This window comes from Ruegeria sp. BG10 (genome assembly GCF_056538575.1).
In genome coordinates this window covers 12154-34444 of record NZ_JBQFTI010000005.1, presented here as the reverse complement: position 1 = coordinate 34444, position 22291 = coordinate 12154, and the positions used below count along the sequence as shown (strand labels likewise).

The following is a 22291-nucleotide window of genomic DNA, read 5'->3' as shown; positions in this document are numbered from 1 at the left end:
ACACGGTGTCCCAGAGGGACAGCAGCCATGAAGACAAGAGACATGAACCGGGATTGGATCGCCTCCGCCGCCACCTTGAACAGCGCCCTGCCCTATCTGCAGCGCTATGACGGGGCCATTGTTGTCATCAAGCTGGGCGGGCACGCCATGGGCAGTGATGAGGCGATGGAAAGCTTTGCCCGCGACGTCGTCCTGATGCGTCAGGTCGGAGTGAACCCGGTGATCGTGCATGGCGGTGGTCCGATGATCAACGCAATGCTCGACAAACTGGACATCCGGTCTGAGTTCGTGAATGGCAAACGGGTCACCGACAAGCCCACTGTCGAAGTGGTTGAAATGGTCCTGTCCGGGCTTGTGAACAAGCGCATCGTTCAGGCGATCAACGGTCAGGGCGGCTCTGCTGTCGGCCTGTCGGGCAAGGATGCGAATCTGATGACCTGCGATCAGACCGACCCGTCTCTGGGCTTTGTCGGCTCGCCTGCGGAAATGAACCCGAAAATCCTGCACGATCTGTTTGCGCATGATGTGATCCCGGTCATTGCGCCTTTGGGTGCAGGCCGCGAGGGCGAGACGTTCAATGTCAATGGCGACACCGCAGCCGGAGCAATTGCCTCGGCGCTGAAAGCCGACCGCCTGTTGCTGCTGACCGATGTTTCGGGCGTCAAGAACGCGGCCGGAGAGGTCGTGACCGAGCTGAAGGCCGGCCAGATCCGCGAGATGACGCTGGACGGCACGATTGCAGGCGGGATGATCCCCAAGACCGAAACCGCGCTGGACGCGCTGCACAGCGGTGTTCGGGCCGTTGTCATTCTGGACGGGCGTGCACCCAATGCCGTATTGCTGGAACTGTTTACAGAACACGGTGCCGGGTCGCTGATCCGGCCCGATTGAACCCCGGAGGGCCGAGAGGACATGACCGGACAAGCCCCGCCCTTCTCTGCCGCCGCATCCGGAACCTACGATCTTGTTCAAGGGGCGGCTCAGCGTGCCGGTCTGATCCTCATGGGCGCGCTGCATCCGCGACGTGCGGATGCCAAACAGCTGGACGGTGGAACCCTGATCCTGCTGGGTGCGGGACCGGAATTCTGGCCCACACTGAAATCCGCGCCTGAATGGGGCGGCGACGATCCTGTGGATCGCTGGTCGTTGCGGGTGATTGGTAAAATGGCGCAGGATCTGGCCGCCGACGCCCATTTCCCCTTTGGCGGCCCGCCCTATGCGCCATTCATCGACTGGGCGCTGAAATCAGGCCGCACCTTCAGCAGTCCGGTGGGGGCTTTGGTGCACGATACGGTCGGCATGATGATCTCATTCCGCGGGGCGCTGCATTTCGACGAGGAATTCGCGATCCCTGAACCTCAATGCACCTCTCCATGCGCCAAGTGCCCGGCCCCGTGCGCCCGGGCCTGCCCGGTGGGTGCGCTGAATACGCAAAGCTTCTATAACGTCGATGCCTGCCACCGCCACCTGTCCACCTCCGAAGGGCAAACCTGCATGACCGGCGGCTGTCTGGTGCGGCTGTCTTGTCCGCTCAGCCGGGGCGCCGGGCGCGACCCGGAGCAGTCCGCGCATCACATGAAAGCGTTTCACCCGTCATGACCCGCACCCTGATCCTGACCCGGCACGCCAAATCCAGTTGGAGCAGCCCCGCGGCCAGCGATCACGATCGGCCCCTGAACAAACGCGGGCGCAGATCGGCCCTGGCGATAGCGGCATGGTTGCGCGAAAACGACTGGTTGCCGGATGAGGTTCTGAGCTCAAGTTCGGCCCGAACGCGCGAAACCTGGGAGCGGATGGGCCTGACTGCCGACACAGTGGGCTTTCACCGCGCGCTTTATCACGCGGACCCCACGGGGATACTGACCGTGCTGACCGGGGCGACCGGGCAGACGGTTCTGATGCTGGGCCATAACCCCGGCATCGCATTCTTTGCCAACCAGATTGTGCGACAGGCACCCGCGCACGCCCGGTTTCATGACTATCCCACCTGCGCGACAACGGTGATCCGCTTTGAAATCGACGACTGGGCGGACATTCGATGGCACAGTGGCACTGTTCAGGGTTTTGTCATTCCACGCGAGTTGCTGGAATAGAAAAAGGCGGGGACCTGCCCCGCCTTCATTGGTTTCGTGACCGGGATCAGTGCCCCAGAATCTGGCTCAGGAACAGCTTAGTCCGTTCGCTTTGCGGATTGTTGAAGAACTCTTCGGGTTCGTTCTGCTCCACGATCTGACCGGCGTCCATAAAGATCACGCGGTTGGCGACCTGACGGGCGAAGCCCATCTCGTGCGTCACGCAGAGCATGGTCATGCCTTCCTCGGCCAGTTCGATCATGGTGTCGAGCACCTCTTTGATCATCTCAGGGTCCAGCGCCGAGGTCGGTTCATCGAACAACATGATCCGGGGCATCATGCAGAGCGAGCGGGCAATCGCCACACGCTGCTGCTGACCACCCGAAAGCTGGCCTGGATACTTGTCGGCCTGCTCGGGGATCTTCACCTTTTCCAGGAAATGCATCGCGCGCTCTTCCGCCTCTTTCTTGGGCGTCTTGCGCACCCAGATCGGGGCCAGCGTGCAGTTCTCCAGAATGGTCAGGTGCGGGAACAGGTTGAAGTGCTGGAACACCATGCCAACCTCGGACCGGATCTTGTCGATGTTCTTGAGGTCATTCGACAGCTCGGTCCCGTCCACGATGATCGTGCCCTGCTGATGTTCCTCCAGCGCGTTCAGGCAGCGGATCAGGGTGGACTTGCCCGACCCCGACGGCCCCGCGATAACGATCCGCTCGCCCTGATTGACGGTCAGATTGATGTCGCGCAGCACGTGGAAAGACCCGTACCACTTGTTCATGTTGTTGATTTCGATGGCGACCTCGTCGCTCACCTGCATCTTCGAGCGGTCGATTTCGCGTTCAATTGCAAGTTCAGACATGTGTTGAACTCCTTAACGGTGGCCAGTCTGAAGCTTGCGCTCCAGATACATGGAATAACGGGACATGGAGAAGCAGACGACGAAGAACAGCGCCGCGATAAACGCGAACAGTTCCCAGTAGATGCCGTTCCAGGCGGTGTCGGCGCGGATGGCGGATGCCAGTCCGATCACGTCGAACAGCCCGATGATCGACACCAGCGTCGTATCCTTGAAGATCCCGATGAATGTGCTCACGATGCCCGGAATTGAGATTTTCAGGGCTTGCGGCATGATGATCAGTCGCTGTGCCTGCCAGTAGTTCAGGCCGAGACTGTCGGCACCTTCATACTGACCCCGTGGCAGGGCAGCCAGACCACCCCGGATCACCTCGGCCATGTAGGCAGCCGAGAACAGGGTCATCATGATCATCACCCGCAGGATGATGTCAAAGTTGGTGCCCGGCGGCAGGAACAGGTTCAGCAGCAGCGATGCCACGAACAGCAGGGTGATCAGCGGCACGCCGCGAATGAACTCGATAAAGCCCACGCACAGGTATTTGACGATCAGCAGGTCCGACTGACGGCCCAGCGCCAGCACGATACCGATGGGCAGTGAAACACCGATGGCCACGACGCCCAGCAGGATCGCCAGCATGAAGCCGCCGAACTGACGGCTTTCAACCGCTTCGATGCCAATCGGCAGGATCGCATCCATTGCACCGGTGAAGTAGCTGGACAGCACCAGCCACCAGATCAACGCCGCCACAGCCGCGCCAATCATCCCGAACAATTCGCTCAGCTGCTTGCTGACGACCGTGTAAACACCCCAGCCGACAACAAATCCCAGTGCCGCTGAAATTGGCCCCCAAATGGTACCGCCCCACATCAGGAACGGCATCAGGAACGGGTAGATCGCGGTGAAGATCAGCATTTTCGTCGGAAACCGGTCCGAGTACAGAACCGGCGCCAATGCCACCAGCAGAAGCAGCAGCGACAGGATCGGCCGCCAGTACAGGTGGCTCGGGTAGAACCCGAACAGCAACTGCAGCCAGCGGTCATTGATCACGGCCCAACAGGCGTGGCCATGGGTCGATCCCCAGGTGGCCATCATGATCTCGCGGCATTCATTCAGCGAGTTCGCATTCCAGACCGACTGGAAGATCCAGGGCAAAACACCCGACAGGACGTACCAGATCGCATAGAGCGAGATTACCGTCAGAATGGTATTGAACCAGCCAGAAAACAGGTTGTGTCTTACCCAGCCGACTAAGCCAACTTCGGACGCAGGCGGCGCCTGTTCCGGCAGCATTTCCGTGCGGACAAATGAAACATCACTCATATTACCGCTCCACCAGTTTGACACGGTTGTTGTACCAGTTCATCACCGCCGAAATGCTCAGCGAGATGGCCAGATAGACCAGCATCAGCAGCAAAACGCATTCCAGCTCGCGGCCGGTCTGGTTCATGGTGATGCCGCCCAGGGTTCCCGTGATGTCCATATATCCGACCGCAATCGCCAGCGACGAGTTCTTGGTCAGGTTCAGATAGTTCGAGATCATCGGCGGGATGATCACCCGCAGCGCCTGGGGCAGGATCACCAGACGCATGGTGCGACCCGGGCGCAGGCCCAGCGCAGATGCGGCCTCGGTCTGACCTTTCGAGATGGCCAGAATGCCCGCGCGGACGATCTCGGCGATGAAGGCTGCCGTATACAGCGACAAGGCCAGCCACAGCGCAATCAGCGAGTTGCGCATATGCGTCCCGCCCCTGAAGTTGAAGCCCTTTAGTTCAGGGTAGCCAAGGTGGAAGCCCAGAACGCTCAGCAGGATCAGCATCGGAACGAACAGAATGCCCAGCTGGATGTGCCAGATTTTCGGACGGTCACCTGTCGCCTCTTGCTTGGCTGCGGCCCAGGCCGAAACCTTGCGCATGGCGAAGATGCTGCCACACAGCACGATCAGGACCGCGATCAGGTCCAGCGAAACATCAAACCGCAGGCTCGACGTGCCGAACAGGTGAATGTCGCCCAGACTGCGGGAAAACAGGAACTCGGGGATATACACACCGCGATTAGTGACAGCGACAGAATTGAACAAATCCATCGTAGCTGTCGGGTTATCGCCCCGGAATGCGTTAGGTGCTGGCAGACCTTCGATCAGAATGGCCATTGCAAGAACGATCCACAGCAGAACCGGCACGTTGCGGAACATTTCGACGTAAACAGTCATGATCCGTGCGACCAGCCAGTTGTTGGACAAGCGCAGAACGCCGACCAGAACACCGACGATTGTCGCTGTGATGCAACCCAGAACCGCCACAACCAGTGTGTTCAGCAGCCCGATGAAGGCCGCCCGCAGGTGGCTGTCGCGCGAGGTATACTCCAGCAAGCGCTGGTTGATGTCATAGCTTGCCGGTTCCCCGAAAAAGCCAAACTCGACCGGTTTGCCCAGAGCCTCGAGGTTCTGAATTGTGTTGGAAATGATCCAGGCTGCCAGAAGCATGAAACCGATGAGTGCGATGACCTGAATGGTCGCAGATCGGTACCGCGTATCGTAAAGGAGCATGGACAGCCGGAACTGCTCCTTCGGCGGGTCAGTGAGAGTCGTCATGACCTATGTAAATCCCCGTGCATCCCGGTTTTTTGTAGGCAGAGTTTGTCTCTGCTCAGAACTCTCCGGGCGTGTTTCTTATGGATGGAAAAAGGGCGCAGGTTGCCCCGCGCCCTTTTCCGTGGATTTTAGCGGAACGGCGGCGAGTACAGCAGGCCGCCATCGGTCCACTGCGCGTTCAGGCCGCGCGCCAGACCGATCGGGGTTTCCTCACCGATGTTCTGGGCAAACACTTCGCCGTAGTTGCCACCCGCCTTGACGGCGCGCATGGCCCACTGGGCGTCCAGACCCAGCATCTCACCCAGCGTACCTTCAGCGCCCAGCAGACGGTTCACTTCGGGGTTGTCGGTGCCGGCTGCCATCTCGTCGATATTGGCCGAGGTCACGCCCAGCTCTTCTGCCGAGATCAGCGCGTTCAGCGTCCAGCGGACAACGTCGCCCCACTCGTGATCGCCGTGACGGACCAGCGGGCCCAGCGGCTCTTTCGAGATGATTTCGGGCAGCAGGACGTGAGCCGACGGATCTTCGAACGTGGCGCGGGTCGCGGCCAGGCCCGATGCGTCGGTGGTGTACACGTCACAGGCACCAGCCAGATACTGCTGTTGTGCTTCGGCGTTGGTTTCGATCGGAACCGGCTCGTAGCTGATGTTGTTCGAGCGGAAGAAGTCCGCCAGGTTCAGCTCGGTAGTGGTGCCGGTCTGGATGCAGACGGTTGCGCCGTCCAGTTCCTTGGCCGAGCTGACGCCCAGCGCCTTGGGAACCATGAAGCCCTGACCGTCATAGTAGTTCACGCCGACAAATTCGAACTTCAGGTCGACATCGCGGCTGAACGTCCAGGTGGTGTTGCGGGCCAGCATGTCGATCTCGCCCGAGGCCAGCGCGGTAAAGCGCGTCTTGCCGGTTGTCGGAACGAATTCGACAGCGTTGGCGTCGCCCAGAACGGCGGCGGCGACGGCACGGCATACAGCCACGTCAAAGCCTTTCCATTCGCCATTCGCGTCGGGCGCGGCAAAGCCGACCAGACCGGTGGTCACACCGCAGTTCAGCTTACCGCGGGCCTTGACGTCGTCCACAGTTCCCGCCACGGCAGCGCCTGCAGCCAGACCGGCAACTGTTGCCACGCCCAAGATTACGGATTTTTTCATTTTTACCTCTTCCTGATTCTCCGCCCCTGTCACAGGACGGTTCTGTCCGGCACCTCTGGCACCAGAAAGGTTTCCCCAAAGGTGTCTCCCCTTTAGTGAGCACGAGTTTGGTCGCATTCATAAACAAACGTCAAGGGTCGGATCAGGGAAAACGATGAGTCAATCATGAGATGACTCTTTCAGGTTCCGAAAATCAGGCTTTAAGGGCTCAAACCGAGATATCGTAGAACCGTTTAGCGTGCAGGAAAGCCGCCTTTTTGCCTTCGGCCAGCGCGTGGGCCTCGTCGTCGTGACCCCATTGTTCGATCTGCCAAAACTCATCGAGCCGGGAAATCTGCCAGATCTCGTCGGCGCTGCGCCAGTTTTGCGCCGCCGCAAACCCAAGGATCAGCGAGCCGGAGAGGCTGACGAGATCGTGGAAAGCGGCCAGCTGAAAGTCACTGAAGCCGTGGACCCGTTGCCGCAGAGCCGACAGGGCGCTTTCAGGCTGCGGGTGGTGCTGGACCCCGGCAACGGGGGTCAGCCGGACCGAAAAGGTATCCGCAGCCCAATCCAGGGCGGAGTCCCATTGCTCTGCCTGCCGCCGCTGCAACTCCTGCGGGTGTGTCGCGCGATAGCACAACAGGTCCGAATCGCCGTAATCGGCCAGCATGTCTGCAACTTCGGCGTGCTGATGGCGGACCTTGTCGATCGCGGCATTCGCCGAACGGGTGAAGGGCATCGAGGTCGGGTCGACCTCTTTGTCCTGCGCATCCCACTCTGCGGCGACCTCTTCCGCCATGGCGCGTGTCGGCAGTATCAATGCGGCCTTGGCCGGTGTTTTCACACGGCGGCCATCCAGTTCGACCGTGAATCCGCCGTCGGTTGCGACCACCGCGCTGTCGGTCCAAAATCGCTTCGGTTTCCAGTCGCTCATGTCTTCAGGTCCAGATTTCCTCCAGCGCGCGCGGCAACTGGTCAAAGGTTTCGATTACGTGGGCCGCCGCGCTCAGAGCCGACCGGTCGTGATAGCCCCATGTCACGCCGATGCCCGCCACTCCGGCGGCGCGGGCCATATCGATGTCGAACCGAGTGTCGCCGATCATAACCGTGCTGGCTGCGGCCACCCCGGTTTCCGCCCGCGCGGTGTCGATCATCGATGGGTGCGGCTTCGACGGGTGGTGATCCGCGACCTGCCGCGTGACGAAGTAGTGATCCAGCCCGTGCGCCTCGATCAACGCATCCAGACCGCGTTTGGACTTGCCGGTTGCAACGCCCAACAGCACCTCTGGCACGGCATGCAGCGCCTCGATCACGTCCCTTGCACCCGGATACAGCGGCGAGTTTGCTACCCCCTGATCCAGACGTTGCGCGTGATAAGCCTGTTTGTAACCCTCGACCAGACGATGCTGATCCGCCTCGGACAGCCGGGGCACCAGCTGCGCCATCGCGTTGGGCAGCGACAGGCCCACAATCGACAGGATCGCCTGACGGTCCGGAACCGGCAGCATCAGCGCGTCGAAACTGGCGGTCATGGCGGCGACGATGCTGGCCTGACTATCTACCAGAGTTCCATCGACATCGAACAGCACCAGACGCAGGGGTGCGCTCATTGCAGGGCCTCAAAAGGATCATCGGCGGCCAGATCCTCGGTCCATCCAAACGTATCCCAGCTGTGTTTCATGTGATCGGGCAAGGGCGCAGAAACGGTCACAGTCTTGCGGGTCAGCGGGTGTTCAAACGTGGCCTGCTGCGCGTGCAGATGCAGCTTCTTGCTGATGATCCCGCCCAGTTGCGCGCCCCAGCCATCGCCAAGATTTTCCTGACCCGAGCCGCCGTACTTGCCGTCTCCGATAATCGGATGACCGATAGCCGCCATATGTGCCCGCAACTGGTGGGTTCGGCCGGTAATCGGCTCCATCGCTACCCATGCGGCGCGACCCGCCACCCGGTAGAGCGTCGCATACAGGGTATGCGCCCGCTTGGCACCGGGTGTGTCGTCAATCTCATTCAGATGCACGGCGACCATCTTTTCGCCCTCACCCTGCTTGCCATGACCGGGGGCCTTGACCAGCCCGGTCTTGATCTCGCCCAGATAAGGCGTAGGCACCCCCGCCACCAGCGCCCAGTAGATCTTGCGCGTGTCGCGGTGGCGGAATGCGGCGGTCAGCCCCTTGGCCGCCTCGCGCGTCCGGGCCATCAGCAGAACGCCCGAGGTATCCTTGTCCAGACGATGCACAAGGCGGGGGTTTTCGTCATAGCCAAACCGCAGCGCTTCGGACAGGCTGTCCACATGGCGGGTCTGGCCGCTGCCGCCCTGTACCGGCAAGCCGTGCGGTTTGTTAAGCGCCAGAACGTGATCGTCGCGATAGATCACGCAGGACTGGATCATTTTGGCGTCGGCGTCCGATATTCGCCGTTTGACCTCAACAGGCTTGTGATCGGCATCCGGCAGCGGCGGCACCCGCACCACCTGACCGGCCTCAAGCCGCGTCGAGGCTTTTACCCGACCCCCTTCAACACGCAATTCACCCTTGCGGCACATCTTCTCGATGCGGCCCTGGCTGACATGGGGAAACAGACGGCGTAGCCAGCGATCCAGACGCTGGTCGCCGTCACCTTCCGCCACGGTGATCATCTGTACGCCGCTCATGCCGATTTCCCCTGCGTCGCACGGGTTGTCCGCGCGATTTGCGTGTCTGTAAGTGCCCAAGAAAACATGCGCGTCTGTGGCGCGCCACAGCGCAAGAGTCAAGCCGGCACAGCCGCCCGGTCAGATGTCGGAAAAGTCCCCGTGCCGCCCTGCCCCGTCACGAAAACGCCCCGCCCCGGCGGTGCCCTCGCGACGGATCGCATCCAGCCCGTTCGCCCATTCGACCTTCAGCGCATCGCGCACCGACATACCGCGTGTTTCGATGATCGAACGGCGATCGGCGCGCACCGCCTCTTGCGGAAAGCGGGCGATCTCATGCGCCATCGCCTCAGCCGCCGCGCGGGCGTCACCGTGGGGCACGACCTTTTCGGCCAGACCAATGTGAAAACACTCTTCGGCTTCGACCTTGCGTCCGGTCAGGGCGATCTCCAGCGCTTTGCCCTGCCCAACCAGGCGCGGCAGGCGCACCGTGCCGCCATCCATCAACGTGATGCCCCAGCGCCGGCAATAGACACCCAGATAGGCGGTTTCGGCCATGACCCGGATGTCGCACCACAGGGCCAGCTCCATTCCGCCCGCGACGGCGGCACCTTCGATCGCGCCAATCACCGGTTTGGACAGCTCCAGCCGCGACGGCCCCATCGGGGCAAGGGTTGACGGGGCTGCACCGATTGGGAAGGCGAGCCGCTCCAGATAGGGTTCGCGCAATTCCGGGTCTGACAGAGTCGCGGCCAGTTTCAGATCCCATCCGGCGCAGAAATTGCCACCTTTTCCCCAGAACACCGCCGCTTTGGCCGGGCTGCGCTCGAACTCCAGAAACGCCGCGGCCAGCGCTTCGGCATGCTCGGTATCCACCGCGTTGCGGGCTTCTGGCCGGTCGTGGATGATGGTCCAAACATCCTCGGTCTTGTCGATTGACACGGTCATGCGATTCCTCCCTCGGCTGCTGTGCCCCAAGGGAAACCTGAAAAGTGCCGCCTGTCGCCTCTGACGCTGCGGAACTCAGCCGTTTCGCTGGGACCGCAGCCGGGCGAAATACTCCAGCCGCTTTTTTAGCTCACGCTCGAACCCGCGTTCGACGGGCTGGTACAGATCGGGCCGCTTCATGCCGTCAGGGAAATAGTTCTGGCCCGAAAACCCGTCCTCGGCATCATGATCATAGGCATAGCCCGCCCCATACCCCTGATCTTTCATGAGCGAGGTCGGCGCGTTCAAAATATGTTTGGGCGGCGGTTCGCTGCCCGATTTTTTGGCCAGACGCATCGCAGCTTTGAAGCCCATGTAAGCCCCGTTCGATTTCGGGGCCAGCGCCAGATAGACCAGCGCCTGCGCCAGCGCCAGTTCGCCCTCGGGGGAACCCAGCCGTTCATAAGTTTGCCAGGATTGCAGACAGATCGCCTGAGCCTGCGGATCGGCCAGCCCGATATCCTCAACCGCCATCCGCGTGATCCGCCGTGCCAGATAGCGGGGGTCCTCGCCCCCCGTCAGCATCCGCGCAAACCAATAGAGCGCCGCATCGGGATCGGACCCACGTACCGATTTGTGCAAGGCCGAGATCAGATTGTAATGCTCATCCCCCGACTTGTCGTATTTTGCCGCGCGGCGCATCAGACGCGTCGACAGAGCATCGGGGTCCAGCGGCGCATCGACCTTCCACGCCGCGATCTGTTCGATCAGGTTCAATAGCGCCCGCCCGTCTCCATCTGCCATTTCCTGAAGCGCTTCGCGCGCCGCGCCGGTCAGCGGCAGCGCGCGGTCCAGTTCCTTTTCGGCCCGTTGGGTCAGCCGCTCAAGGTCGCTCAGGTCGAGCCGTTCCAGCACCAGCACCTGGGCCCGGCTGAGCACAGCAGCATTCAGTTCAAAGGACGGGTTTTCGGTTGTGGCCCCGACCAGCAGGATCGTTCCGTCCTCCATATGGGGCAGGAACCCATCCTGCTGGGCCTTGTTGAACCGGTGAATTTCGTCGACGAACAGCAGCGTGCCCTGCCCGTTCTGGCGCCGGATCTTGGCCGCCTCGAACACTTTCTTCAGATCCGGCACGCCGGTGAAGATCGCGCTGATCTGAACGAAATGCAGGTCGGTTTCCTGCGCCAGCAGCCGCGCGATGGTGGTTTTCCCCACCCCCGGCGGTCCCCAGAACACAAGGCTGGACAGGCTGCCCGAGGCCAGCATAACCCCCAGCGGTGCATCCGGACCCAGGACCTGTTCCTGACCGATCACCTCGGACAGCGATTGCGGTCGCAACCGGTCTGCCAGCGGGCGATGCGCTGGTGCTGCGGGCTCAGCCGCCCCGGTGTCGAACAGGTCGCTCACCTGGTCACAGCCGGAACCGCAGGGACACGGACCGCCCGCCTCTGAGGATATTCAGGTTTATTCTGCGCCCTGGCTCGGTGAGGGCCTCAACAACATCGTCGGGCCGCTCAACCTGTCTGCCGTTGATGCTGTTGACCACATCCCCGGCACGCAACCCCGAACGGCCGCCATAGGGTCCGGCATCCACCACGACGACGCCTGTCTGCGACAGCAACAGCCCCATTTTCGCAATCACCGCCGGATTGACGCGCGATACCGTCAGGCCCGGCATCACGGTCCGGTCGTCCAGCGTTGTTTTCTCGGCCGCCGGTGTTTCCGGGGCCCTGACAAGCGCGACGGTGACGTCCGACCGCTCGCCCCCGCGCAGCCGGGTCACCACCGAACTGCCGCCGACCCCTGCCACAGACATGCGGAATTTCATCTCGGCCGGAGAGTTGACCTCATCCCCGTCGACATGGGTCACGACGTCGCCCACACGCAGCCCGGCATCGGCCAGCGGGCTGAGCGGGTGCAGGTCCGAAATCACAACGCCCAGCGGAATCACCAGACCCAGCGACTCGGCGATATCCGCGCTCATGTGCTGGCCGGCCATCCCGGCCCAGGGGCTGACGAAACTGTTATTGCCATCCTGAGCCTGGCGCAGGAACTCGGCCACCAGATTGGCGGGAATGGCAAAGCCGATACCGTTCGACCCGCCCGAACGGGTCAGGATCGAGGTGTTGATCCCGATCAGATCGCCATTCACATCGATCAGCGCCCCGCCCGAATTGCCGGGATTGATCGCCGCGTCGGTCTGAATGAAATATCCCCGCGCATTGCCGGTGGCCGTCCCGGACCGCGCCAGCCCGGAGATGATGCCGGATGAAACCGTCTGCCCCACCCCGAACGGATTGCCGATGGCCAGCGCCAGTTCGCCCACCTCAACATGATCGGAATCGCGCAGCCGCAGATAGGGCAGGTCGCTGGCCCCTTCCAGTCGCAGAATGGCAATGTCGCTTTCCTTGTCGCCCAGAACCACCCGGGCGGAGTATTCGCGGCGGTCGGTTGTCACCACGCGAATTTCAGTGGCGGTGCCGACCACATGGTAATTCGAGACCATATAGCCGTTTTCGGACAGGATCACGCCGGACCCCAGCGAATTCTGCACCCGCGGGCGCGGCTCGCTAAATCCACGGCCGAAAAAGTCCTGAAAGAACGGATCCGAGAAAAACGGATTGGCGCGCCCCTGTCGCACGATCTTGGCATAGATATTGACCACCGCCGGCGACGCCTCTTTGACCACAGGCGCAAAACCAAGGCTGATCTCGGCTTGCGATGTGGGCACGCGCGTTTCCGCGCTGGCTGCGCCCGTCAGCAATAACAGGGAAAACAGGATCCGCAGCATTAAACGCCCCTCCGTCTATTTTGCCAGATGGATATGCGGGGCTGCGGACCAGATTGCAAGAGATCCCGCCGCCCGCGCAGTACCCTACCCGGGCTCAATCGCGTAGGATGCCCCTTATTGACCACAATGCCATTGAACCCGAGGGAGAGCATCTCATGCATCAGGACCGGGAATTGACCTTTGCAACTGCAGTCGCCAGCCACCAGCAGGCCGGACACCTGAACGCTGACAGCAATGCACACGAGTATTACCAGGCCTCACTGCTCAGCGCGATCATGCAGGGGGTCTATGACGGCACCCTTTCAATTGGAGAACTGCTTGAGCATGGCGATTTTGGGCTGGGCACGTTCAACGCATTGGATGGCGAGATGATCGTTCTAAATGGGGTTGCCTACCGGCTGGACGGTGAAGGCAAAGCCAATAGAGCAAGCGATACCGATTTGACCCCTTATGCGGCAGTCATCAACTTTCGGCCAACGGTATCCTTTGAACTCAGTGCCGAAACCGGCAAACAGGGCTTTGAGTCGAAATTGGACGCGCTGGCGGCAGAGAAGAACCTGTTCTATGCCGTCTGTTTCACGGGTCAGATCAAGCATATCAGTTATCGGAACGTCTTGCGGCAGGAACGCCCCTACAAGCCATTGCTGGAAGTCGTGAAAACGCAGGCCGAGTTTGAACTGGACGATGCGGTCGGTACGATTCTTGGGTTTCGGTGCCCCGACTATGCCGTGGGGATCGGAGTTCCCGGTTATCACCTGCATTTCATTTCCGAGGACCGTAGTACCGGAGGGCATGTGCTGGACTACACTCTGGCTGGCGGGCGGGTAGAAATTGACCACACATCGGCCTTACATCTGGAACTGCCGGAAACCCGCGCCTTTTCCGACGCTAATCTGTCCGCCGGAGCGTCGGAAGACAACATTCACAAAGCGGAAGGCGACTAAAACCACCGCGGCCAACTTTCGTTTTCAACAAAAAACCCCCGCGTCCGGGACGCGGGGGTCAAATTCAGAAAGCCGGGCTTTCTTATTCTTCGTCTGCGGCCTCTTCGGCGGCAACGCGGGCCTTGTCGGCCGCGCCTTTGGCGTCGACGTCACGATCAACGAATTCGATGATCGCCATCGGGGCCATGTCGCCATAGCGGAAACCCGCCTTCAGGATGCGGACATAACCGCCCTGACGCTCGGCATAGCGGGGACCCAGAACTTCGAACAGCTTGGCGACGTCCTTGTCTTCCTTCAGCTGCGAAGCGGCCTGACGACGGGCGTGCAGGTCGCCGCGCTTGCCCAGGGTGATCAGCTTTTCGATGACCGGGCGCAGTTCTTTTGCCTTGGGCAGAGTTGTTTTGATCTGCTCATGCTCGATGAGCGAGCCAGCCATGTTCGCAAACAGCGCCTTGCGGTGCTCATGAGTACGGTTCAGGCGGCGGTAACCACGTGCGTGACGCATTTTCTAGTTCCTTCTTTCGCGTTTTGCTTTGTCTGGCCGGCGATGCGTGTCACCGGCTCTCCTTGGGGCGGAAGTGCCCATTTTGTCCCCGGAAACCCGGGCATTGGGGAAGACGCGCTTAGAACGCGTCTTCGAATTTCTTCGCCAGATCTTCGATGTTGTCGGGCGGCCAGTCCTCGACATCCATGCCGAGGTGCAGACCCATACCGGACAGCACTTCCTTGATCTCGTTCAGCGACTTGCGGCCGAAGTTCGGGGTGCGCAGCATCTCGGCTTCGGTTTTCTGGATCAGGTCGCCGATATAGACGATGTTGTCGTTCTTCAGGCAGTTTGCCGAACGGACCGACAGTTCCAGCTCGTCCACTTTCTTCAGCAGCAGCGGGTTGAACTCCAGACCATCGTCCTCGTCCTGACGACCAGCCGCTTCGGGCTCGTCGAAGTTGACGAAGATCGACAGCTGGTCCTGCAGGATACGGGCGGCAAAGGCCAGCGCGTCTTCCGGCGTGATCGAACCATCGGTTTCGATCTTCAGCGTCAGCTTGTCATAGTCCAGAACCTGACCTTCACGGGTCGGCTGAACGTCATAGGCAACCTTCTTGACCGGCGAATAGATCGCGTCGATCGGGATCAGGCCGATAGGCGCATCTTCCGGCTTGTTCTTCTCAGCCGAGACATAGCCCTTGCCGGTGTTGACGGTCAGTTCCATGAACAGGTCAGCGCCATCGTCAAGGTGGCAGATGACGTGATCGCGGTTCAGAACCTCGATGCCGGCGCTTTCGCTGATGTCACCTGCGGTGACGACAGCGGGGCCTTTGGCATTGATCGACAGGCGCTTGGGGCCTTCGACTTCCATGCGCAAGGCGACCTGCTTGAGGTTCAGGATGATGTCGGTGACATCTTCACGTACGCCTGCGACCGAGGAGAACTCGTGCAGGACGTTGTCGATCTGAACGCTGGTGATGGCCGCGCCTTGCAGCGAGCTCATCAGAACGCGGCGCAGCGCGTTGCCCAGGGTCAGACCAAAGCCACGCTCCAGCGGTTCCGCAACCAAGGTTGCCTGACGTGCAGGGTCGTTGCCCGGCTTGCCGTCAAGCTGGGTCGGCTTGATCAATTCTGCCCAATTCTTGTGGATCATGTAATCCCTCCATTCCTGTCCGCGCCCCATGACCAACAAGGTGCAGACGCCCGAGGTTCAAAATGACGTGCTGGGGCCGTGCAAAAACACTGGCCCCAGCTCAATTCAAAATCGCTTAGACGCGGCGGCGCTTCGGCGGGCGGCAGCCGTTGTGAGCGATCGGCGTCACGTCGCGGATCGACGTGATGTTGAAGCCCACTGCAGCCAGCGCGCGCAGAGCCGATTCACGACCCGATCCGGGGCCCTGAACTTCGACTTCCAGCGTCTTGACGCCATGTTCCTGCGCCTTTTTACCTGCATCTTCTGCAGCCATCTGAGCGGCGTAGGGGGTCGATTTCCGCGATCCCTTGAAGCCCATGGTACCGGCAGACGACCACGAGATGGCGTTGCCCTGTACGTCCGAGATCAGGATCTTGGTGTTGTTGAAGGTCGAGTTCACATGGGCGACGCCCGACGCAATGTTCTTGCGCTCTTTGCGCTTAACGCGAGTCTTGTCACGTGCCATCAGTCAGACCCTCCCTTATTTCTTCTTACCGGCAATGGCCTTTGCGGGGCCTTTGCGGGTGCGGGCATTGGTGTGGGTACGCTGACCGCGAACCGGCAGGTTGCGGCGGTGACGCAGACCGCGATAGCAGCCCAGGTCCATCAGACGCTTGACGTTCATCTGAACTTCACGACGCAGGTCACCTTCGACGGTGAAGTTCGCGTCGATGTGCTCGCGGATGGCCAGAACTTCGGCGTCGGACAGTTCGTTGACGCGACGATGCGCTTCAATGCCTACGGCTTCGCAGATCGCTTTGGCCGAGGTGTTTCCGATACCGGTGATATATGTGAGGGCGATTGGTACCCGCTTTGCAGTCGGGATGTTTACGCCGGCAATACGTGCCACGTGTCACTTTCCTTTTTGTTGCGGTTCCGTAGCTCCGGAACCTTTTTTCACAACACCTGACCGTGGCAGTGACGCCAGAGGGCCCAGCATTTGTACGAGGTAGTCGGGGCGCAGGGGACGAATCCCGCACGCGGTAGTGATTCCCATAGGGATGTGGGTCGATATGGGCTTTTGCTGGGGCCGTCAAGCCCCAACCTCAAGTCAGCCCAGAATCGCTTCGATCGAGGCGGTCACTTCGCCGATATCCGCCAGTCCGTTCACCGGACGCAGATCGCCCTTGGCGTAGTAATAGCCGATCAGCGGCGAGGTCTTCTTGTAGTATTCCATCAGACGCGTGCGCAGGCTGTCTTCGTTGTCGTCTGCGCGACGGACGAAGTCATTTTCCTTGCCGCAGTTGGTGCATTTGCCATCCGCCGGGATCGGCTTGGTCTTGTCGTTATAGACCTCTCCGCATCCAGCGCAGGTCGAGCGTGCGGTGATGCGATCCACCAGCGCGTCGTCATCGACACGCATTTCGATCACCGTGTGCAGGGACTGGCCCACCTTGGTCAGCAGCGCAGCCAGTGCGTCGGCCTGCGCCAGGGTGCGCGGAAAGCCGTCAAAGATGAAACCTGCGCCTTTCTGGGTCGTCAGTTTCTCTTCGATCAGGCCGATCACGATCTCGTCGGTAACCAGCTTGCCCGCATCCATGATCGCCGCAACCTTCTGGCCCATTTCCGTGCCCGATGTCTTGGCCTCGCGCAGCATGTCGCCGGTGCTCAGCTGGATCATGCCGCGTGTTTCGACCAGGTGGCGCGCCTGCGTCCCTTTACCTGCCCCCGGGGGGCCGAGAAGAATGATGTTCATCGACGAGCGGGTCCCTTCCTGCCGCGTTTCTTACCCTTGCCGCGCAGTTGGGACTTTTCGATCAGCCCTTCGTATTGATGCGCCAGCAGGTGGCTCTGAACCTGTTGGATCGTATCCATGGTCACAGAGACGATAATCAGAACCGAAGTGCCGCCGAAATAGAACGGGATGGCAAACTGGCCCCGGAGGATTTCAGGCAACAGACAGACCGCCGCCAGATAGGCCGCACCCAGAACCAGCACGCGGTTGACCACGTATTCCAGGTATTCGGCGGTTTTCTTGCCCGGACGGATGCCCGGAACGAAACCGTTCTGCTTTTTCAGGTTGTCCGCCACATCATCCGGCTTGAACGAGACGTTGAACGTATAGAAATATGCAAAGAACACGATCATCGACGCGAAGAACAACAGATAGAGCGGCTGTCCGGGGCCAAAGTTGGCCAACAGCCACGACATGACCGGACCGTTGGTCGCGCCCGACGAGAAGGTCGAGATCGTCACCGGCAACAGCAGCAGCGAGCTGGCAAAGATCGCCGGGATCACGCCTGCGGGGTTGACCTTGACCGGCAGGTGGCTGGAGCCGCCTTCGTAAATCTTCATACCGGCCTGACGGCGCGGGTACTGAATGTGGATCTTGCGCAGTGCGCGTTCCATGAAGACCACGAAGGTAATTACCGCGATGACCATCACGATCACACCGATGATCACGGCGGGGCTGATGGCGCCCGAGCGGCCCGAAGCAAAGAACTGCGCCAGTGCGGCCGGAACCTCGGCAATGATACCGACGAAGATGATCAGGGAGATACCGTTGCCGATGCCGCGCGCGGTGATCTGTTCACCCAGCCACATCAGGAACATGGTGCCGCCAACCAGCGTGATCATGGTCGACAGGCGGAAGAACATGCCCGGATCGGTCGCCAGATCGCCCGATTCCAGTGAAACGGCCAGACCATAGGCCTGAACAGTGGCCAGAGCCACGGTACCGAACCGAGTGTACTGGTTGATCTTCTTGCGCCCCTGCTCACCCTCTTTCTTGAGCTGCTCAAGCGCGGGAACCATGGATGTCAGCAGCTGCACGATGATCGAGGCCGAGATGTAAGGCATGATGCCGAGGGCAAAGATACCCATCCGCCCCAGCGCCCCGCCGGTGAACATCGAAACCATGCCGCCGATGCCCTGCCCCGCCTGCTCCATGAACTCGCGCAATGCCTGCCCGTCGATCCCCGGCACCGGAATGAAGGTGCCCAGACGATAGACGATCAGCAAGCCCAGCGTGAACAGGATGCGGTTGCGCAGATCGGTGGCTTTGCCAAGGGCAGCCCAGCTTGTGTTGGCTGCCATTTGTTCTGCTGCTGATACCATAAATCGGTCTCTCTTATGGAAACGCCGCCCGGAACCGTTTTCCGGCTCGGACGGCGTCTTGGAAAACTCTGAGGTCTATGTAAGCGGGTCTTGGCCCGCTCACAAGCGCTTACTCTGCCGCAGCAGCTTTTGTGACCGTCAGTGAACCGCCCGCTTTTTCAACTGCCTCTACGGCAGCTTTCGAAGCACCTGTCACTTCCAGGTTCACTTTGGCGCTGATTTCGCCCTTGGCAAGAACGCGGATACCGTCCAGCTTACGACGGACCAGACCGGAGGCAACCAGAGCATCCTCGGTGATCGCTGCCTTGACGTCCAGCTTGCCGGCGTCGACGAATTTCTGGATCAGGCCCAGGTTGATAACGGCGAATTCCTTGCGGTTCGGCTTGTTGAAGCCACGCTTGGGCAGGCGCTGATACAGCGGCATCTGGCCGCCTTCGTAGCCATTGATGGCCACACCCGAACGGGATTTCTGGCCTTTGATACCACGGCCACCCATTTTACCTTTGCCGGAACCGGGGCCACGGCCAACGCGGGTGCGTTTGGGGTTGGCGCCGGGATTGTCGCGCAGTTCGTTCAGTTTCATGTCGCTTCTCCTAAGCCGGATATGACCCCGAAGCGTGATGGGCCAAACACGGCATTTCTTGGTTTTGATTCTCGTGGCCACAAGGCCACCGCAGGCGTATAGGCGCATGAGACCGCATTGGCAAGCCCGCAGACGCGGCGGGTTCTCAGCCTTCGGCGTTTTCCACCTGATCGCCGTCCGCGACCGGCATCTGCAACGGGGCTGCATAGGGGTCGATGCCGTGTTTTGCAACCAGTTGCCCGATCATGCTGTCGGGGTGCGGGATGCCGGCGTACCGGTGCCGGATAAACGCCCGGACACGCCGGCCGTAGAAATGGATCGACATGGTGTTTTCGGTCAGGAAACGCTGCGCATTGCCGCCTTCGCGCACCATCGACCGGCGATCCTTGTAGGTCACCGGGTACAGAACGTCCTGCGGCTGGGAAAACCGGGCCTCGTTATTCTGCTTCAGCAGCCAGGTCAGAGCGCGCGGCCCCCAGACCCCCCAGGGCATCTCGCTGGCATGTTTGCGGTTCCCGGCCATGGCATCCTGAATCAACGGCACACGTATTTTCGGCGGAAACCAATGCGGAATCCGGTACGGGTCATTGGTATAGTCGATCAGGTCGAACAGGGTGGGGCTGTCCTTGGGCAGCGCAAGCACGCCGCCGTTGATCTCATGCGAGGCCAGCCAGCCATGAAGATGCCCGTTCTCGGTGGTGAACGGCTTGACGCAATAGGCGTCGGTGTCGGCCCAGATTGTGTCCTGCTCCTGCGCCAGCATCTGTACGCGGAACTTGTCCGAGTGCAAAGCCGGGCTGCCCGTGCGCTTGTGCAGGATTACTTCGTCATCGGACAGGATCTGGCGTGCATCGCACATCTCGACCCCGTCGGGGACGTTCGTGACCGGCCCATATGTATACAGGCGGACATGTTGGCCCACATCCAGAAATGACTTGATGCAAAGCTGCTCAAGAAAGCTCAGCGGGCCATCGATCCACAGCATGCCAATTTGGTATTCTTTCACCGCGACTGGTCTCTCTGCCTTGCAAATATGCGGCCCGAGGGGCCACCTGGGCGTTTCTGGACCATTTCACCCCGGGTCGCAACGGGCGCTGCCGGATTTAGCGGCGGCTGTGTTGTACCCGCACGCCCAAATACAAAAGAGGCGCCAAATGGCGCCTCTGGATCGGTTGATCACGAAGTCCGGTTACGAGCAGTAAACGTGCTCGCGTGCGATATCACTGATGTCACACCGGCGTACACCGATGTCGTGCAGTTCGCGGTCGGTCAGACCCTGAAGTTCCGAATAAGTGCGGTTGAACTCGGCGCGCAGGGCATATGCCTCTTTCACCTTTGCGACGAATTCTGCGAAACGCGCGGTGAGGGTGATGCCGCCGGTCGATGTTGTTGCTGTATAGGCCATTTCTGAGTTCCTTTACTGGTCGGGGCGAATTCCCCGATGATTTCTATGCTGTTCCTTTTGAGGACAAAGCTCAGATAGGCGCGCTGGGTATCGCTAACAACGAAGGTTTCGGTCTAGCCGTTATGCGTTGGAGGAATGGCGCAGGAAAAGGCACCGACCCAAAGCGCTATGACTCGGCCGGGCGGGTACATGCAGGTCCGCCAAACAGAAATCTGCCCCCTGGTCAGGTATCTGAACGACGGGATCGTCGAGGTCAGACCTCACGATAGTTCCAGCCACGAACGCATGATCAGGGAAGACCACCCTTCTGAATGGTAAAAAAAACGCCCCCGAATGATCGGAAGCGTTTCTTCGTTCGATGGAAGTGCGCTTAGCCGCGCTCTTCGACGATCTCAACCAGATGCGGGATCTTGCGGATCATGCCGCGAACCGAAGGGGTGTCTTCCAGCTCACGGGTTTTGTGCATCTTGTTCAGGCCCAGACCGATCAGGGTTGCGCGCTGTTCGGCGGGGCGGCGGATCGGCGAACCGATCTGCTTGACGACGATGGTTTTTGCCATGGGTCGCTCTCCTTATGCTTCTGCTTCAGCAGCAGGTGCTTCGGCCGCGGGGGCTTCGTCCCGCTTGGGCAGGATGTCGGCAACCTTTTTGCCACGACGTGCGGCAACCGAACGCGGGCTCTGCTCTTTCTGCAGGCCGTTGATGGTGGCGCGGATCATGTTGTACGGGTTCTGCGAGCCCAGCGACTTTGACACAACGTCCTTAACGCCCAGCATTTCGAACACAGCACGCATCGGACCACCGGCGATGATACCAGTACCTTCAGGTGCGGTGCGCATAACCACTTTACCGGCGCCGTGACGGCCTTCGATGTCGTGGTGCAGGGTCCGACCTTCACGCAGTTGCACGCGGATCATCTGACGCTTGGCTTGCTCGGTCGCCTTACGGATGGCTTCGGGTACTTCTTTCGCTTTACCCTTGCCAAAGCCGACGCGGCCTTTCTGATCGCCGACAACCACCAGAGCGGCGAAGCCAAAGCGCTTACCACCTTTTACGGTTTTCGACACGCGGTTGATTGCGACCAGACGATCTGCAAATTCCGGTGCTTCTTCACGGTCGCGGCCACGGCCCCGACGGTTTTCACGTTCTGCCATTTGGCATCCCTTTTCTCATGTGGCGCTTGTCGCGCCGTTTTCTTCAATCCAAGTGAGCCCCGACTGTTGCCGAGGCCCCCGGATCATCGGGGCGGATCGAAACCCGCCCGCAGGTCTTAGATCTTCAGACCACCTTCACGCGCAGCGTCGGCGACAGCCTTCACTTTGCCGTGGAACAGGAAGCCGCCACGATCGAAATAGGCCTCTTCGACGCCTGCCTTCTTGGCACGCTCGGCGATGGCCGCGCCCACTTTGGTGGCCGCTTCGACGTTGTTCTTGCCAACAACACCCAGATCTTTTTCCAGGGTCGAGGCCGAGGCCAGGGTCACGCCACGCACGTCGTCGATCAGCTGAACAGAGATGTTCTTGTTCGAACGGTGTACGGATAGACGCGGACGACCCGCGTTGACCTTGCGAAGTTTGTTCCGAACGCGCAGGCGGCGCTTCAGAAACAGGGTTCTTTTGCTGTTTGCCATTG

26 protein-coding genes are annotated in these 22291 nt (G+C 60.6%); 4 read left to right on the top strand and 22 right to left on the bottom strand.

Annotation, left to right across the window (positions count from 1 at the left end; genetic code table 11):
- Positions 1 to 27: 27 nt before the first annotated feature.
- Genes argB through ACR0D8_RS17195 form a run of 3 tightly spaced genes read left to right on the top strand, consistent with a single transcriptional unit; the run spans position 28 to position 2093 of the window.
- Entirely contained in the window at positions 28 to 891 is an 864-nt protein-coding gene (argB, locus tag ACR0D8_RS17205) for an acetylglutamate kinase (RefSeq protein WP_480648319.1), read from the top strand.
- 21 nt (positions 892 to 912) lie between these two features.
- Complete coding sequence (locus ACR0D8_RS17200) at positions 913 to 1599, top strand: ferredoxin (RefSeq protein ID WP_480648317.1); 687 nt, start codon at positions 913 to 915, stop codon at positions 1597 to 1599.
- Positions 1596 to 2093 (top strand): SixA phosphatase family protein, encoded by a 498-nt coding sequence (locus tag ACR0D8_RS17195; protein ID WP_480648315.1) that lies wholly within the window; start codon positions 1596 to 1598, stop codon positions 2091 to 2093. Before ACR0D8_RS17200 ends, ACR0D8_RS17195 begins: the two co-directional genes overlap by 4 nt.
- Positions 2094 to 2139: 46 nt before the next feature.
- Here the strand turns inward: ACR0D8_RS17195 and ACR0D8_RS17190 are convergent, their stop codons facing one another.
- The 10 genes from ACR0D8_RS17190 to ACR0D8_RS17145 all read right to left on the bottom strand — a co-directional run bounded on the left by ACR0D8_RS17190 (position 2140) and on the right by ACR0D8_RS17145 (position 12992).
- On the bottom strand, positions 2140 to 2931 hold the full coding sequence (locus tag ACR0D8_RS17190) for an amino acid ABC transporter ATP-binding protein (RefSeq protein WP_475157821.1): 792 nt from the start codon (positions 2929 to 2931) through the stop codon (positions 2140 to 2142).
- Positions 2932 to 2943: 12 nt separating this feature from the next.
- On the bottom strand, positions 2944 to 4248 hold the full coding sequence (locus ACR0D8_RS17185) for an amino acid ABC transporter permease (protein WP_475157820.1): 1305 nt from the start codon (positions 4246 to 4248) through the stop codon (positions 2944 to 2946).
- A 1-nt stretch (position 4249) separates the two neighbouring features.
- Positions 4250 to 5518: an amino acid ABC transporter permease gene (locus ACR0D8_RS17180; RefSeq protein ID WP_480648312.1), complete on the bottom strand. Its 1269-nt coding sequence runs from the start codon at positions 5516 to 5518 to the stop codon at positions 4250 to 4252.
- A gap of 128 nt (positions 5519 to 5646) precedes the next feature.
- The gene (locus ACR0D8_RS17175; RefSeq protein ID WP_480648310.1) at positions 5647 to 6663 is read right to left on the bottom strand and encodes an amino acid ABC transporter substrate-binding protein; all 1017 of its coding nucleotides are present in this window, start codon (positions 6661 to 6663) and stop codon (positions 5647 to 5649) included.
- A gap of 208 nt (positions 6664 to 6871) precedes the next feature.
- A complete protein-coding gene (locus tag ACR0D8_RS17170) occupies positions 6872 to 7579 on the bottom strand; it encodes an ATP12 family chaperone protein (protein ID WP_480648308.1) in 708 nt (235 codons plus the stop codon).
- A 4-nt stretch (positions 7580 to 7583) separates the two neighbouring features.
- Complete coding sequence (locus ACR0D8_RS17165) at positions 7584 to 8255, bottom strand: HAD-IA family hydrolase (RefSeq protein ID WP_480648306.1); 672 nt, start codon at positions 8253 to 8255, stop codon at positions 7584 to 7586.
- Positions 8252 to 9295 (bottom strand): RluA family pseudouridine synthase, encoded by a 1044-nt coding sequence (locus tag ACR0D8_RS17160; RefSeq protein WP_480648304.1) that lies wholly within the window; start codon positions 9293 to 9295, stop codon positions 8252 to 8254. The genes ACR0D8_RS17165 and ACR0D8_RS17160 overlap by 4 nt, the downstream gene beginning before the upstream one ends.
- Before the next feature lie 120 nt (positions 9296 to 9415).
- Positions 9416 to 10222, bottom strand: a complete 807-nt coding sequence (locus ACR0D8_RS17155) for a crotonase/enoyl-CoA hydratase family protein (protein WP_480648302.1) — start codon at positions 10220 to 10222, stop codon at positions 9416 to 9418.
- Positions 10223 to 10297: 75 nt separating this feature from the next.
- Positions 10298 to 11608 carry a replication-associated recombination protein A gene (locus ACR0D8_RS17150; protein WP_480648300.1) on the bottom strand — a complete coding sequence of 437 codons (1311 nt, stop codon included), beginning with the start codon at positions 11606 to 11608 and terminating at the stop codon, positions 10298 to 10300.
- A gap of 4 nt (positions 11609 to 11612) precedes the next feature.
- Entirely contained in the window at positions 11613 to 12992 is a 1380-nt protein-coding gene (locus ACR0D8_RS17145) for a trypsin-like peptidase domain-containing protein (protein WP_480648298.1), read from the bottom strand.
- Between the two features lie 155 nt (positions 12993 to 13147).
- On the opposite strand from ACR0D8_RS17145, the gene budA reads away from it, so the two are divergent.
- A complete protein-coding gene (gene budA / locus ACR0D8_RS17140; protein ID WP_480648296.1) occupies positions 13148 to 13936 on the top strand; it encodes an acetolactate decarboxylase in 789 nt (262 codons plus the stop codon).
- 82 nt (positions 13937 to 14018) lie between these two features.
- Here budA and rplQ read toward each other — a convergent pair whose 3' ends face one another.
- The 12 genes from rplQ to rplR all read right to left on the bottom strand — a co-directional run bounded on the left by rplQ (position 14019) and on the right by rplR (position 22289).
- A complete protein-coding gene (rplQ, locus tag ACR0D8_RS17135; protein ID WP_475157810.1) occupies positions 14019 to 14441 on the bottom strand; it encodes a 50S ribosomal protein L17 in 423 nt (140 codons plus the stop codon).
- A gap of 118 nt (positions 14442 to 14559) precedes the next feature.
- Positions 14560 to 15576, bottom strand: a complete 1017-nt coding sequence (locus ACR0D8_RS17130) for a DNA-directed RNA polymerase subunit alpha (protein ID WP_058272456.1) — start codon at positions 15574 to 15576, stop codon at positions 14560 to 14562.
- A 115-nt stretch (positions 15577 to 15691) separates the two neighbouring features.
- A complete protein-coding gene (gene rpsK, locus ACR0D8_RS17125; RefSeq protein WP_008757289.1) occupies positions 15692 to 16081 on the bottom strand; it encodes a 30S ribosomal protein S11 in 390 nt (129 codons plus the stop codon).
- Positions 16082 to 16096: 15 nt separating this feature from the next.
- On the bottom strand, positions 16097 to 16465 hold the full coding sequence (gene rpsM, locus ACR0D8_RS17120; protein ID WP_008757392.1) for a 30S ribosomal protein S13: 369 nt from the start codon (positions 16463 to 16465) through the stop codon (positions 16097 to 16099).
- A gap of 201 nt (positions 16466 to 16666) precedes the next feature.
- Positions 16667 to 17311: an adenylate kinase gene (locus ACR0D8_RS17115; RefSeq protein ID WP_480648294.1), complete on the bottom strand. Its 645-nt coding sequence runs from the start codon at positions 17309 to 17311 to the stop codon at positions 16667 to 16669.
- On the bottom strand, positions 17308 to 18672 hold the full coding sequence (secY, locus tag ACR0D8_RS17110) for a preprotein translocase subunit SecY (RefSeq protein ID WP_475157807.1): 1365 nt from the start codon (positions 18670 to 18672) through the stop codon (positions 17308 to 17310). The genes ACR0D8_RS17115 and secY overlap by 4 nt, the downstream gene beginning before the upstream one ends.
- A gap of 109 nt (positions 18673 to 18781) precedes the next feature.
- Positions 18782 to 19255, bottom strand: a complete 474-nt coding sequence (gene rplO / locus ACR0D8_RS17105) for a 50S ribosomal protein L15 (RefSeq protein WP_475157806.1) — start codon at positions 19253 to 19255, stop codon at positions 18782 to 18784.
- A gap of 145 nt (positions 19256 to 19400) precedes the next feature.
- Positions 19401 to 20261: a hypothetical protein gene (locus ACR0D8_RS17100; protein WP_480648291.1), complete on the bottom strand. Its 861-nt coding sequence runs from the start codon at positions 20259 to 20261 to the stop codon at positions 19401 to 19403.
- Between the two features lie 183 nt (positions 20262 to 20444).
- Entirely contained in the window at positions 20445 to 20660 is a 216-nt protein-coding gene (locus ACR0D8_RS17095; protein WP_475157804.1) for a DUF1127 domain-containing protein, read from the bottom strand.
- A 370-nt stretch (positions 20661 to 21030) separates the two neighbouring features.
- Complete coding sequence (rpmD, locus tag ACR0D8_RS17090; protein ID WP_050605831.1) at positions 21031 to 21219, bottom strand: 50S ribosomal protein L30; 189 nt, start codon at positions 21217 to 21219, stop codon at positions 21031 to 21033.
- A gap of 12 nt (positions 21220 to 21231) precedes the next feature.
- Positions 21232 to 21813, bottom strand: coding sequence for a 30S ribosomal protein S5 (gene rpsE / locus ACR0D8_RS17085; RefSeq protein WP_475157803.1), 582 nt, complete (start codon positions 21811 to 21813; stop codon positions 21232 to 21234).
- A 116-nt stretch (positions 21814 to 21929) separates the two neighbouring features.
- A complete protein-coding gene (gene rplR, locus ACR0D8_RS17080; RefSeq protein ID WP_010437103.1) occupies positions 21930 to 22289 on the bottom strand; it encodes a 50S ribosomal protein L18 in 360 nt (119 codons plus the stop codon).
- Positions 22290 to 22291 lie beyond the last annotated feature (2 nt).